The organism is Bacillus spizizenii TU-B-10 (assembly GCF_000227465.1).
GTDB lineage: Bacteria > Bacillota > Bacilli > Bacillales > Bacillaceae > Bacillus > Bacillus spizizenii.
Genome location: NC_016047.1, coordinates 15,001 through 28,932 on the forward strand (window position 1 = coordinate 15,001; position 13,932 = coordinate 28,932).

Genomic DNA, 13,932 nt, shown 5'->3' on the forward strand with positions numbered 1-13,932 from the left:
AATCATCACTTATATGCTGGGTTAACAACTCATACCACCATTCTGTCTCATACCTCGCAATCATCCCTATGTTGTACAAAATTAAATAGTGAATTGCCATTTCTGGAAGTCTCAGAAATTGTTCCCTTTGAGAAGGGATAAAATATTGGTTCTTACCCATGTCATACAACAAGCTGATTGATGTCCATGGCTTCGTGTCTTGCGGTGAAATTTCAAACAGCAGCTCGTGTTCATTTTTTCTTTCAAAAGACCATTGAAAATGATGGGACATATATTCGGCAAATCTTGAATCAGACATTTTATAATTGATCACCAAATCCTCTGGTACAGAAATCCTGTCCTTTTCCTTCTCGACTTTTGTCATAAAACGTTCTTTCTGCTGAAAATAAAAAGTATCACTTAGTTCTGGAATCGCCATTAATAATTTTTTCATGGTATACCGTTCATCTACTATATCCGATTGTCCGAATAAGTGTTTCATGAAATGTATGCATAGGCCGTTCCGTTGTATTTTCACTTCATCATCGTTAAAACAATAATTCTGTTTCTTTCGCTTTCTTGTTGTTACGCCATGTGCCAGTACTGATGTATGGCTTGGATAATGAGGATCCCGTGTTATGAGGCATGCTTTGATAAGCTGAGCCATTCCGTAAAATAAAAGAATCGGTTTGATTTCTAAAGGGGAACATGAAGCTTGTTTATAAAACGATTCGGCATGCTTTAAGAAATAAATAAACCGTTCACTGTTTTTAAAAGAGTTCTTTTTCGCATCGTCAATACCGTTTAAGGTATAAACCTTTTCTAGAAATTTCTGGGTTGATTCAACGGAATAAAATAGCGCTAAGTCTTTCCACTCATGATATGTCATATGTATTTCTTTATCCTTTCCGTTATCTAAATATTTCAACTCTTTCTCGCTTCCTTGACATGCTCTTGGCTAGTTGATAATCTACATATAATATTTTGCCGAAAAGAGGGGGATTTACTAATGTGGGAAAGTAAATTTTCAAAAGAAGGCTTAACGTTCGACGATGTGCTGCTTGTGCCAGCCAAGTCAGAGGTACTTCCGCGTGATGTGGATTTATCTGTAGAACTTACAAAAACGTTAAAGCTGAATATTCCTGTCATCAGCGCAGGTATGGACACTGTAACAGAATCAGCAATGGCAATTGCAATGGCTAGACAGGGCGGCTTGGGCATCATTCATAAAAATATGTCCATTGAACAGCAGGCTGAACAAGTTGATAAAGTAAAGCGTTCTGAGCGCGGCGTTATCACAAATCCCTTCTTTTTAACTCCTGATCACCAAGTATTTGATGCGGAGCACTTGATGGGGAAATACAGAATTTCTGGTGTTCCGATTGTAGATAACGAAGAAGACCAAAAGCTTGTCGGAATTATAACAAACCGTGATCTTCGTTTTATTTCTGACTACTCAATGAAAATAAGCGATGTCATGACGAAAGAAGAGCTTGTTACTGCACCTGTAGGAACCACTCTTGATGAAGCTGAAAAGATTTTGCAGAAACATAAAATTGAAAAGCTTCCTCTCGTTGATGACCAGAATAAATTAAAAGGTCTTATCACAATCAAAGACATTGAAAAAGTCATTGAGTTCCCGAACTCATCTAAAGACATTCACGGCCGTCTGATCGTTGGCGCGGCAGTTGGCGTAACTGGCGACACAATGACTCGCGTCAAAAAGCTTGTTGAAGCCAATGTCGATGTTATTGTTATTGATACAGCTCACGGACATTCTCAAGGCGTATTAAACACAGTAACAAAAATCCGTGAAACATATCCTGAATTAAACATTATTGCTGGGAACGTGGCAACAGCTGAAGCCACAAGAGCTCTTATCGAAGCTGGAGTAGACGTTGTCAAAGTTGGAATCGGACCTGGTTCAATTTGTACTACACGCGTTGTAGCGGGTGTCGGTGTTCCGCAAATCACAGCGATTTATGATTGTGCGACTGAAGCAAGAAAACACGGCAAGACAATCATCGCCGACGGCGGGATTAAATTCTCTGGCGATATTACTAAAGCATTGGCAGCCGGCGGACATGCTGTTATGCTCGGAAGCTTGCTTGCAGGCACGTCAGAAAGCCCTGGTGAAACTGAAATCTACCAAGGCAGAAGATTTAAAGTATACCGCGGTATGGGGTCAGTTGCTGCAATGGAAAAAGGAAGTAAAGACCGTTACTTCCAAGAAGAAAACAAAAAATTTGTTCCTGAAGGAATTGAAGGACGCACACCTTACAAAGGACCAGTTGAAGAAACAGTTTATCAGCTAGTCGGCGGTCTTCGTTCTGGTATGGGATATTGCGGATCCAAAGATCTTCACGCTTTAAGAGAAGAAGCCCAGTTCATTCGCATGACTGGCGCGGGACTTCGTGAAAGTCATCCGCATGACGTACAGATTACAAAAGAATCTCCGAACTATACAATTTCATAATAAATTGTTACAAATTAAAAACATTTGACAGGGTCTCTGACTCTGTCTATTTTTTTTATACTGATTATGATAAAATTTATACTGTTGTGCATTGAAAATGTCCTTAACGGCTTAATTATAGATGAAGAATATGAAATACGGAGGTCGTACGATTGAACATCAAGAAATGTAAACAGCTATTGATGTCATTGGTTGTGTTAACACTAGCTGTCACTTGTCTGGCTCCAATGTCAAAAGCAAAAGCAGCCAGCGATCCAATTGATATCAATGCATCTGCTGCTATTATGATCGAAGCTTCTTCAGGTAAAATTCTGTACAGTAAAAATGCAGATAAGAGACTGCCAATTGCCAGTATGACAAAAATGATGACAGAGTATCTGTTATTAGAAGCAATTGATCAGGGTAAAGTGAAATGGGATCAAACCTATACGCCTGATGACTATGTGTATGAGATTTCCCAAGATAACAGCTTATCAAACGTTCCTCTTCGGAAAGACGGGAAATACACAGTAAAAGAATTATACCAAGCTACAGCAATTTACTCTGCAAATGCTGCTGCTATTGCGATAGCAGAAGTCGTTGCGGGTTCTGAAACTAAGTTTGTTGAGAAAATGAATGCAAAAGCAAAAGAACTAGGCTTAACAGATTACAAATTTGTTAACGCAACAGGTCTTGAGAACAAAGATCTTCACGGGCATCAGCCTGAGGGGACAAGCGTAGATGAAGAAAGTGAAGTTTCTGCTAAGGACATGGCAATTCTTGCGGATCACTTGATTACTGACTATCCTGAGATTCTGGAGACTTCCAGTATCGCCAAAACGAAGTTCAGAAAAGGCACTGATGATGAAATGGACATGCCGAACTGGAACTTTATGCTGAAAGGGCTTGTCAGCGAGTATAAAAAAGCGACTGTAGACGGACTGAAAACAGGTTCTACTGACTCTGCGGGTTCATGCTTTACAGGAACAGCTGAACTCAATGGAATGCGTGTTATTACTGTTGTATTAAACGCAAAAGGCAATATACATACAGGCCGTTTCGATGAAACGAAAAAAATGTTCGATTATGCTTTCGACAATTTCTCCATGAAAGAAATTTATGCTGAAGGCGATCAAGTAAAAGGCCATAAAACAATTTCAGTTGATAAGGGTAAAGAGAAAGAAGTAGGCATTGTGACAAACAAAGCGTTCTCTCTTCCTGTCAAAAATGGCGAAGAAAAGAATTACAAAGCGAAGGTCACACTAAATAAAGAGACCTTGACTGCTCCTGTGAAAAAAGGAACCAAGGTTGGGAAACTGACTGCGGAATATACAGGCGATGAAAAGGATTACGGATTCCTTAACAGCAATCTTGCTGGCGTAGACCTTGTTACAAAAGAAAATGTAGAAAAAGCAAACTGGTTTGTTTTGACAATGCGCAGTATTGGCGGATTTTTCGCCGGCATTTGGGGAAGCATTGTTGATACGGTAACCGGCTGGTTTTAATCAAATGAAAGAGCTCTGATGTATGTTAGGGCTCTTTCGCTTAATATACTGAAAAAACCCAATTTTTAAGAAAAATTGATTTTCAAAGCGCTAAAAACCGAATAAAATAATATATATCCATATGAATTATTGGATTTCTAGGATACAATAAGGATTAGAAATTATACAATTATACCTTGATTAGGGGGACCAAGAAATGGCTCAAACAGGTACTGAACGTGTAAAACGCGGAATGGCAGAAATGCAAAAAGGCGGCGTCATCATGGACGTCATCAATGCGGAACAAGCGAAAATTGCTGAAGAGGCTGGAGCTGTAGCTGTAATGGCGCTAGAGCGTGTACCAGCTGATATTCGCGCGGCTGGAGGAGTTGCCCGTATGGCTGACCCTACAATCGTGGAAGAAGTAATGAATGCAGTATCTATCCCAGTAATGGCAAAAGCGCGTATCGGACATATTGTTGAAGCGCGTGTGCTTGAAGCTATGGGTGTTGACTATATTGATGAAAGTGAAGTTCTGACTCCGGCTGACGAAGAATTTCATTTAAATAAAAATGAATACACAGTTCCTTTCGTTTGCGGCTGCCGTGATCTTGGTGAAGCAACACGCCGTATTGCTGAAGGCGCTTCTATGCTTCGTACGAAAGGTGAGCCTGGAACAGGGAATATCGTTGAGGCTGTTCGCCATATGCGCAAAGTAAACGCTCAAGTGCGCAAAGTAGTTGCGATGAGTGAGGATGAACTCATGACAGAAGCGAAAAACTTAGGTGCTCCTTACGAACTTCTTCTTCAAATTAAAAAAGATGGCAAGCTTCCTGTCGTTAACTTTGCTGCTGGCGGCGTAGCCACTCCTGCTGATGCTGCTCTCATGATGCAGCTTGGTGCTGACGGAGTATTTGTTGGTTCTGGTATTTTCAAATCAGACAACCCTGCTAAGTTTGCGAAAGCAATTGTGGAAGCTACAACTCACTACACTGATTACAAATTGATCGCTGAGCTTTCAAAAGAGCTTGGTACTGCAATGAAAGGGATTGAAATCTCAAACTTACTTCCAGAACAGCGTATGCAAGAACGCGGCTGGTAAGAATATAGGAGCGCTGCTGACATGTTAACAATAGGAGTACTAGGACTTCAAGGAGCAGTTAGAGAGCATATCCACGCAATTGAAGCATGCGGTGCGGCTGGTCTTGTCGTTAAACGCCCTGAGCAGCTGAACGAAATTGACGGACTGATTTTACCTGGCGGTGAGAGCACGACGATGCGCCGTTTGATTGATACGTATCAATTCATGGAGCCGCTTCGTAATTTTGCTGCTCAGGGAAAACCGATGTTCGGGACATGCGCCGGATTAATTATATTAGCAAAAGAAATTGCTGGTTCAGATAATCCTCATTTAGGTCTGCTGAATGTGGTTGTTGAGCGTAATTCGTTTGGCCGGCAGGTTGACAGCTTTGAAGCTGATTTAACAATCAAAGGCCTGGACGAGCCTTTTACAGGGGTATTCATCCGCGCGCCGCATATTTTAGAAGCTGGTGAAAATGTGGAGGTTCTTTCGGAGCATAATGGTCGTATTGTAGCTGCTAAACAGGATCAATTCCTGGGCTGCTCGTTCCATCCGGAGCTGACAGAAGATCACCGAGTGACACAGCTGTTTGTTCAAATGGTTGAGGAATACAAGCAGAAAGCACTTGTATAAAACAGTTGAAAGCTGTGGAAACTTATAGTACATTATAAGCACAAATAAAGATCGAAAAGCGTTGATAGGAACTAGTAGGAAGCCTCTCTTTCTAAGAGAGCCGATGGTTGGTGCGAATCGGTGAAAGATGCTGTCTGAATCCATCCTTGAGCGAAATGCTGAAACAAGTAGGCATTTACGGGATAACCGTTATGTGTGAAAGTGGAAAACGAGTCTTTGGCTTGTTTTCAATCAGGGTGGCAACGCGAGAGCTCTCGTCCCTTTATGGGGATGAGGGCTCTTTTTATTTTCGACAAATCAATAAAAAAGGAGTGTTTCGCATGCTTGATACAAAAATGCTGAGAGCAAATTTTCAAGAAATTAAAGCAAAGCTTGTACACAAAGGCGAAGACTTAACTGATTTTGATAAGTTTGAGGCGCTGGACGATAGACGAAGAGAGCTTATCGGCAAGGTTGAAGAGTTAAAAGGAAAACGGAATGAAGTATCTCAGCAGGTTGCTGTACTGAAACGTGAGAAAAAAGACGCGGATCACATTATTAAAGAAATGCGTGAAGTCGGCGAGGAAATTAAAACACTTGATGAAGAATTAAGATCGGTGGAATCTGAGCTTGATACCATTCTTCTTTCAATCCCAAACATTCCGCATGAGTCTGTCCCTGTCGGTGAAACAGAAGACGACAACATAGAAGTGCGTAAATGGGGCGAAAAGCCTTCATTTGCTTACGAGCCGAAGCCGCACTGGGATATTGCAGATGAGCTGGGTATTCTAGATTTTGAACGTGCTGCAAAAGTAACAGGAAGCCGTTTCGTGTTCTATAAAGGTTTAGGTGCTCGTCTGGAGCGTGCGCTTTATAACTTTATGCTTGATCTTCATGTAGATGAGTATAACTATACTGAAGTGATTCCGCCTTATATGGTAAACCGCGCAAGCATGACGGGAACGGGTCAGCTTCCTAAATTCGAAGAGGATGCGTTTAAAGTCAGAGAAGAAGATTACTTCTTAATTCCGACTGCGGAAGTCCCAATTACAAACATGCATCGCGATGAAATCCTTTCAGGTGACAGTCTGCCGATTAACTATGCGGCATTCAGTGCTTGCTTCCGTTCTGAAGCTGGTTCAGCAGGGCGTGATACACGCGGATTGATCCGTCAGCACCAATTTAATAAAGTTGAGCTTGTGAAGTTTGTGAAGCCTGAAGATTCTTATGAAGAATTAGAGAAGCTTACAAACCAAGCAGAACGAGTTCTCCAGCTGCTTGAGCTCCCATATCGTGTCATGAGCATGTGTACGGGTGATCTAGGCTTTACAGCTGCGAAAAAATACGATATCGAAGTTTGGATTCCAAGCCAAGACACATATCGTGAAATTTCTTCTTGCAGCAACTTCGAAGCGTTCCAAGCAAGACGTGCGAACATTCGTTTTAGACGTGAAGCGAAAGGCAAGCCTGAGCATGTACACACACTGAACGGGTCAGGTCTGGCGGTTGGAAGAACAGTAGCCGCTATCTTAGAAAATTATCAGCAGGAAGACGGAAGCGTTGTAATTCCAGAAGTGCTTCGCCCTTATATGGGGAATAAAGAAGTAATAAAACCATAAAACTGTGAAAAGGTGTACCTGATAAGGTGCGCCTTTTTGCCTGAGTAAACACGATATTTTTATAAAAACAAAAAAGTTTTTAAAAATGCTTGACCATATAAGAACATTCATGATATAGTAAGTCTTGTCGATACGGAGGAATACCCAAGTCCGGCTGAAGGGATCGGTCTTGAAAACCGACAGGGGTGTCAAAGCCCGCGGGGGTTCGAATCCCTCTTCCTCCGCCATATTGATTTTAATTCTAATGAAACACAAGCATATATTGGAGATTGTTTTGTCCGTTGCATTCGATGCAACGGATTTTTTATTATAAAGAAAAAGTGAATCTCAGCTGAGATTCACTTTTTTTGATTTTCATGAATAACTGAAGCGATTTGATCTACAATATTTTCAATCGAGCTTTCGTCATTCAGCAGATCATAATCCTCAATACGGAGCTTTAAAACAGGGCAGGAATTAAAACCGCTTACCCAGTTTTCATAGCGTGTATGCATTTCTTCCCAATAAGACCTGCTTGTCTGAAGCTCCATTTCACGGCCTCGTTCTTCAATCCGGTTTAAAATGTTCTCCAGATCTCCTTCTAAATAGATCAATACATCTGGGTGTGGGAAATACGGTGTCATGACCATTGCTTCGAAAAGGCTTGTGTAAGTTTTATAATCAATCTTTGACATTGTCCCTTTGTCAGCATGCATTTTTGCAAAAATTCCTGTGTCTTCATAAATTGAACGATCCTGTACAAATCCTCCGCCGGCTTCAAAAATCGTTTTCTGTTCTTTGAATCGTTCAGCTAAGAAATAGATTTGCAGGTGAAAGCTCCAACGTTCAAAATCATGATAGAACTTTTCTAAGTATGGATTATGATCGACTTCCTCCAGAGAGGTTTTAAATCCAAGCCTTTTAGCCAAAGCTTTTGTTAAAGTCGATTTTCCGACACCTACTGTTCCTGCTACTGTGATAATTGAATTCTTAGGGATATGATGTTCCTTCATACGATAAGCTCCTTTACATGGGCGGCAATGCGTTCAAAGTCGCTCTTATTCAAAACGAAATCCTTTGAATCACCATCTATAGTTAGCACTGTAAGTTCAGGATCGGCTTCCTGCAACTGTTTGATGGCGACTTCATAATCTGCGATCAGCTGCTCCAAATAGCTTGTTTCAATTTTTTTCTCAAAGGGGCGTCCGCGTTTTTCAATGCGGTGTAACAATGTGGGCAGACTAGCCTTTATGTAAATGATGAAATTTGGTTTTGGCAGATCATCCGTTAGCAGGTGATAAATCTTTTTATATTTTTCCAGCTGACGCTGAGACAGGGTGCGTTCTGCAAAAATCACATTTTTATAAATGTGATAATCAGCTATCACAGGTTGTCCCTTTTTTAGAAAGTGATCGCTGGTGTCTTCAAGCTGTTTGTATCTGTGACAAAGAAAAAACATTTCAAGCTGAAAGCTCCATTCCTCTATATTGTCATAAAACTTATCAAGGTACGGGTTGTCCTCAACAATCTCACTAATCATAGGGAATCCAAACTCTTGTGAGAGCATTGTCGCGAGGGTTGTTTTTCCTGCCCCGATAGGACCTTCTATTGCAATAAAAGGGGCTGTATTCATCGGAATCCTCCTTATTTCTGAAAAACGTTCGTCAGTTACCGACCTTCATATTGTATCACAACCCTTGGGTGCCCCCATGAAAAAAAGACGTTTCCAAATTATCGAAACGTCTTTTTGACAATATTAAATTGATCAGAAAGCAGCAGCCAGTTTTGCGGGAAGGAAAGACCCAGCTTCCAATAGCTGATGCCTCTTAAATTCAGCTCTTTAATCAGATTGAATTTTGCTTGGATCGAGCGGGCATCCTCGAACCACACCTCGTGCCTTCTGTTTTCAGCATCAGTATAGCGGAAGAAAGGCGCTTGAGCTGTTTGGTCATACTGAATGGTTGCATTGTTTTGATCGGCAATGACAAGGGCTTGCTGAGGGCTTATTGCTCTTGCCGGGGTTCCCCCTGCTGTATATGGAAGCGTCCAATCATACCCATATAAATTCTGGCCCATGACAATTTTATTCGCAGGCATTTCAGTCAAAGCATATTCTATGACATCCCGAACAGGCCCAATTGGCGAAACGGCTTGAGCTGGCCCGCCGCTATAGCCCCATTCATATGTCATGAGAACAACAAAGTCGACAATTTGGCCATGGGCTCTGTAATCATGGGCTTCGTACCATCTGCCCTGCTGTGTTGCGCTTGTTTTAGGGGCAAGCGCTGTAGAAATTTCTAGGCCTTCTCGATGGAAAAGATCCCTTGCTTCGCGCAGAAATTGATTATAGGCTTCTCTATCCTGAGGCCGCAAATATTCAAAGTCAAAATGAATATCAAAGAAACCATATCTTCTGGCATTCTCGACTATTTCATTCAAAAGTCTTCTTTTTACAGCATCGTCGTTCAAAAGGATTCGGCCGAGTTCATCGCTGAATGCCTGGTTTTCTAGGTTCGTTATAATCATCATCAATGCCGTGTTTTGATTCTCTGCAATGCTTCTTAAATTCGTTAAAGGCGGTGCGACTAAGGTTCCGTCCCGCTGTGCCTGGAAACTGAATGCGCCAAGGTACGTTAAGTAGGGCGACGCTTCTCTGGCCGCCTGCTGGAGATTTTCGCTGACTTGATTTCCGCGGGGCTCCAAATAAGCATTTGATTCGATGTCTCGTTTAGGAACCGGAGGGATGTATAAGCGGAAACCAATCTGCAGTACGGTATTTAACTGGATTCGGTTAACCCTGGCAAGCTCGGCTGCTGTTGTATTGAACCGCCGTGCGATGGATGTCAGGGTATCACCTTGTTGAACATTATAGAACTGGCCGGCTATTGGAATGACAATGGTTTGTCCGACAACAAGGCTGTTGGGATTTGGTATCTCATTCGTTTCTGTGATTTCATTTACAGTTGTTCTGTATTGTGAAGCGATAGCAGAAAGAGTGTCGCCTTGTTTCACCACATAAATTTGAATGAAAAACGCCTCCTTTCATATCGCTATCAATGTATGAAAGAAAAGCGCTGATCATGTTTATTTTTCTGTAATTTGTTTCTCCGTCGTAATTTCAGCGAGAAGAACATTCTCCATCATGGTTAAGGCAAATTCGTTGTCTGCGTCACGATTTGAGGCAATGCAGTCCTTAGGAATCGTAATGCTGTATTCCCTCATGTAAGCGTCATTAGCGGTAAACAGCACGCATATGTTACCGGCTATACCTGTTAAAATAATATGCTTCACCTGCAATTCGGTAAGGAGAGTGTGAAGGGCAGTTTCGTAAAAGGCGGAATGCTTCGGTTTGATTAAAAAATAATCAGCATCTTTCGGCGCTATTTGTCTGATGATATTCTTGCTTCTTTCATTTGTGCATTCTTGCTGAATATTTTTAATATCAGCTTGCCAAAGTCCGTAATGATCATTAATGTAAATAATCGGCCAGTCATTTTGTCTCGCATGCTCCTTTAATGATAAAATGTGAGGAACGATTTTTTCTGTTTTTTTAGCGAGGCTTTCTCCCATATCGAATTCAAAATTATTGATCATGTCTACAATGAGAAGAGCTGTGTTTGCTTTGGACAATTGACAGTCTCCTTTCCGTTTCAGTTATAGTTAATATGTAGCCTTTTTAGGCAATGAAAAAACTTTGAAAAGAGAGCTTATTCTTATGACACAAGATGAACTTTATATGAAAGAAGCAATTAAAGAAGCGAAAAAAGCTGAAGAGAAAGGTGAAGTGCCAATCGGTGCCGTGCTTGTCGTTAACGATGAAATCATAGCGCGTGCACATAATTTAAGAGAGACGGAGCAGCGGTCAATCGCTCATGCGGAAATGCTTGTGATTGATGAAGCGTGTAAGGCGCTGGGAACGTGGCGGCTGGAGGGTGCAACTCTTTATGTGACACTTGAGCCTTGTCCGATGTGTGCCGGTGCCGTTGTGCTTTCGCGAGTGGAAAAAGTGGTATTTGGTGCATTTGATCCTAAAGGCGGCTGTTCAGGTACGCTTATGAACCTTTTGCAGGAAGAGCGCTTTAACCACCAGGCTGAAGTGGTGAGCGGAGTGCTTGAGGAGGAATGCGGAGGAATGCTCAGTTCATTTTTTAGAGAACTGCGAAAAAAGAAGAAAGCCTTCAGGAAAAACTTGTCTGAGTAGTCCGGTTGCAATTTTTAGGGGGAAACGATATACTTATGTATGCATCATAATAGATGCGATATAAAATTTGATATTTATTTTGCCGTGCTAAGCGGGGAGGTAGCGGTGCCCTGTACCTGCAATCCGCTCTAGCGGGGCCGAATCCCTTCTCGAGGTTCGTTTACTTTAAGGTCTGCCTTAAGTAAGTGGTGTTGACGTTTGGGTCCTGCGCAATGGGAATTCATGAACCATGTCAGGTCCGGAAGGAAGCAGCATTAAGTGAAACCTCTCATGTGCCGCAGGGTTGCCTGGGCCGAGCTAACTGCTTAAGTAACGCTTAGGGTAGCGAATCGACAGAAGGTGCACGGTAAATCAATCATCAAATTTTCAGACTCACCTATCATTAGGTGAGTTTTTTGTTATGTAAAAAGAGCTTTTGGAATCGAAACAAGGTTCATGTATAATGGGAATGATGAATAACGGAGGAGGGCAAACCCGTGAGTTACCAAGCTTTATATCGAGTATTCAGGCCTCAGCGCTTTGAAGATGTGGTTGGACAAGAACACATTACAAAAACGCTGCAAAATGCCCTTTTGCAAAAAAAGTTTTCTCATGCCTACCTATTTTCCGGGCCAAGAGGAACGGGAAAAACCAGTGCAGCCAAAATATTTGCCAAGGCTGTCAACTGTGAACATGCTCCTGTTGATGAGCCATGCAACGAATGTGCGGCCTGTAAAGGGATAACAAACGGGTCAATATCCGATGTCATAGAAATTGACGCCGCTTCTAACAATGGTGTTGATGAGATTCGTGACATTCGCGATAAAGTGAAGTTTGCCCCGTCGGCCGTCACATATAAGGTATATATTATAGATGAGGTACATATGCTTTCTATCGGCGCCTTTAATGCATTGCTAAAAACATTAGAAGAGCCGCCCGAGCATTGTATTTTCATTTTAGCAACAACCGAACCGCACAAAATTCCTTTAACCATTATCTCCAGATGTCAGCGTTTTGATTTTAAACGAATTACATCCCAAGCGATTGTCGGACGTATGAATAAAATTGTTGATGCAGAACAGCTGCAAGTGGAAGAGGGATCGCTTGATATCATTGCGAGTGCTGCAGATGGCGGTATGAGGGATGCTTTGAGCCTTCTTGATCAGGCGGTATCATTCAGCGGTGATGTTCTGAAAGTCGAAGATGCGCTTTTGATTACGGGAGCTGTTTCTCAATTATATATAGGGAAGCTGGCACAATCCCTGCATGATAAAAACGTTTCTGACGCACTGGAAACATTAAATGAACTGCTTCAGCAAGGGAAAGATCCAGCTAAGCTGATAGAGGATATGATTTTCTATTTCAGGGACATGCTGCTATACAAAACAGCCCCTGGCTTAGAAGGAGTGCTTGAAAAAGTAAAAGTTGATGAAACGTTCCGAGGACTAAGCGAACAAATTCCGGCACAGGCCATATATGAAATGATTGATATTCTAAACAAGAGCCACCAGGAAATGAAATGGACAAATCATCCCCGTATCTTTTTTGAAGTGGCAGTGGTGAAGATTTGCCAAACGTCTCATCAATCAGCAGCTGACCTGCCGGAAGTCGATATGCTGATGAAAAAAATTCAGCAGCTCGAGCAGGAAGTGGAGCGGCTTAAAACAACGGGAATTAAAGCAGCGGCGGAAAGCCCGAAAAAAGAAACGCCGCGTGTGCCTAAGGGCGGGAAATCCAATTACAAAGCGCCAGTAGGGAGAATTCATGAAATTCTGAAGGAAGCTACGAGACCGGATCTTGACCTGCTCAGGAACAGCTGGGGCAAGCTTCTTGCTCATCTCAAACAGCAAAACAAAGTATCACATGCCGCTTTGCTGAATGACAGTGAACCTGTGGCTGCCGCCTCAGCGGCATTTGTTCTGAAATTCAAATATGAAATTCATTGTAAAATGGTTGCCGAGGATAATAACGGAGTCCGGACCAATCTTGAGCAGATTCTAGAATCGATGCTCGGAAAAAGAATGGATTTGATTGGCGTTCCTGAAGCACAATGGGGTAAAATAAGAGAAGAATTTTTAGTAGATCATCAGCAGGAAAATGAAGGATCAAATGAGCCGGCTGAAGAAGACCCGCTTATTGCAGAAGCGAAAAAGCTTGTCGGAGCGGATTTAATTGAAATACAAGACTAACAAAATGAAAGAGAGTGGATAATATGCGTGGCGGAATGGGAAATATGCAAAAAATGATGAAACAAATGCAAAAAATGCAAAAGGATATGGCCAAGGCTCAAGAAGAGCTTGCAGAACAGGTAGTTGAAGGAACTGCAGGCGGCGGTATGGTAACAGTTAAAGCAAACGGCCAAAAAGAAATTCTGGATGTCATCATTAAAGAAGATGTAGTTGACCCGGAAGATATCGAAATGCTCCAGGACTTAGTGCTTGCTGCAACGAATGAAGCTTTGAAGAAAGTTGACGAGATCACAAACGAAACAATGGGTCAATTTACAAAGGGAATGAACATGCCAGGTTTATTCTAGGGGGATA

General features: G+C 42.0%; 13 protein-coding genes, 1 tRNA gene, 1 other RNA gene and 1 other annotated feature (1 of these 16 only partly in view). Of the genes, 10 read left to right on the plus strand and 5 right to left on the minus strand.

What is annotated here, in order from left to right; all coding sequences use genetic code 11:
• Window positions 1–868 carry the 5' portion of a YaaC family protein gene (locus GYO_RS21625; RefSeq protein ID WP_041521116.1) on the minus strand. Its footprint begins 80 nt before the window's first position, so the window shows 868 of its 948 coding nt (coding positions 1–868); it begins with the start codon at window positions 866–868; its stop codon lies beyond the left edge, outside the window.
• A 120-nt stretch (window positions 869–988) separates the two neighbouring features.
• Between GYO_RS21625 and guaB the strand changes: the two genes are divergently transcribed.
• The 6 genes from guaB to GYO_RS21655 all read left to right on the plus strand — a co-directional run bounded on the left by guaB (window position 989) and on the right by GYO_RS21655 (window position 7,457).
• Window positions 989–2,455 carry an IMP dehydrogenase gene (guaB, locus tag GYO_RS21630; protein WP_014112273.1) on the plus strand — a complete coding sequence of 489 codons (1,467 nt, stop codon included), beginning with the start codon at window positions 989–991 and terminating at the stop codon, window positions 2,453–2,455.
• Between the two features lie 152 nt (window positions 2,456–2,607).
• Window positions 2,608–3,939: a D-alanyl-D-alanine carboxypeptidase gene (gene dacA / locus GYO_RS21635; protein ID WP_014112274.1), complete on the plus strand. Its 1,332-nt coding sequence runs from the start codon at window positions 2,608–2,610 to the stop codon at window positions 3,937–3,939.
• A 196-nt stretch (window positions 3,940–4,135) separates the two neighbouring features.
• On the plus strand, window positions 4,136–5,020 hold the full coding sequence (gene pdxS, locus GYO_RS21640; protein ID WP_003225444.1) for a pyridoxal 5'-phosphate synthase lyase subunit PdxS: 885 nt from the start codon (window positions 4,136–4,138) through the stop codon (window positions 5,018–5,020).
• 21 nt (window positions 5,021–5,041) lie between these two features.
• Entirely contained in the window at window positions 5,042–5,632 is a 591-nt protein-coding gene (pdxT, locus tag GYO_RS21645) for a pyridoxal 5'-phosphate synthase glutaminase subunit PdxT (RefSeq protein WP_014112275.1), read from the plus strand.
• Window positions 5,633–5,684: 52 nt separating this feature from the next.
• Window positions 5,685–5,897 (plus strand) — a binding site (T-box leader).
• Window positions 5,898–5,952: 55 nt separating this feature from the next.
• Window positions 5,953–7,230, plus strand: coding sequence for a serine--tRNA ligase (gene serS, locus GYO_RS21650; RefSeq protein ID WP_041521117.1), 1,278 nt, complete (start codon window positions 5,953–5,955; stop codon window positions 7,228–7,230).
• Between the two features lie 134 nt (window positions 7,231–7,364).
• A tRNA-Ser gene (locus GYO_RS21655) sits at window positions 7,365–7,457 on the plus strand.
• Between the two features lie 111 nt (window positions 7,458–7,568).
• Here the strand turns inward: GYO_RS21655 and dck are convergent.
• The 4 genes from dck to GYO_RS21675 form a co-directional block, all read right to left on the minus strand.
• Entirely contained in the window at window positions 7,569–8,222 is a 654-nt protein-coding gene (dck, locus tag GYO_RS21660) for a deoxyadenosine/deoxycytidine kinase (RefSeq protein ID WP_014112277.1), read from the minus strand.
• On the minus strand, window positions 8,219–8,842 hold the full coding sequence (dgk, locus tag GYO_RS21665; RefSeq protein ID WP_014112278.1) for a deoxyguanosine kinase: 624 nt from the start codon (window positions 8,840–8,842) through the stop codon (window positions 8,219–8,221). The genes dck and dgk overlap by 4 nt, the downstream gene beginning before the upstream one ends.
• A gap of 98 nt (window positions 8,843–8,940) precedes the next feature.
• Window positions 8,941–10,224 (minus strand): glycoside hydrolase family 18 protein, encoded by a 1,284-nt coding sequence (locus GYO_RS21670; protein WP_041520822.1) that lies wholly within the window; start codon window positions 10,222–10,224, stop codon window positions 8,941–8,943.
• A gap of 69 nt (window positions 10,225–10,293) precedes the next feature.
• On the minus strand, window positions 10,294–10,839 hold the full coding sequence (locus GYO_RS21675; protein WP_014112279.1) for a cysteine hydrolase family protein: 546 nt from the start codon (window positions 10,837–10,839) through the stop codon (window positions 10,294–10,296).
• Window positions 10,840–10,924: 85 nt separating this feature from the next.
• Between GYO_RS21675 and tadA the strand changes: the two genes are divergently transcribed.
• The 4 genes from tadA (at window position 10,925) to GYO_RS21690 (ending at window position 13,925) form a co-directional block, all read left to right on the plus strand.
• Window positions 10,925–11,410: a tRNA adenosine(34) deaminase TadA gene (gene tadA / locus GYO_RS21680; protein WP_014112280.1), complete on the plus strand. Its 486-nt coding sequence runs from the start codon at window positions 10,925–10,927 to the stop codon at window positions 11,408–11,410.
• Window positions 11,411–11,492: 82 nt separating this feature from the next.
• An RNA gene (gene ffs, locus GYO_RS43145) (signal recognition particle sRNA large type) lies at window positions 11,493–11,757 on the plus strand.
• A 129-nt stretch (window positions 11,758–11,886) separates the two neighbouring features.
• Window positions 11,887–13,578: a DNA polymerase III subunit gamma/tau gene (gene dnaX / locus GYO_RS21685; protein WP_041520823.1), complete on the plus strand. Its 1,692-nt coding sequence runs from the start codon at window positions 11,887–11,889 to the stop codon at window positions 13,576–13,578.
• A gap of 23 nt (window positions 13,579–13,601) precedes the next feature.
• Window positions 13,602–13,925: a YbaB/EbfC family nucleoid-associated protein gene (locus GYO_RS21690; RefSeq protein WP_014112282.1), complete on the plus strand. Its 324-nt coding sequence runs from the start codon at window positions 13,602–13,604 to the stop codon at window positions 13,923–13,925.
• Window positions 13,926–13,932 lie beyond the last annotated feature (7 nt).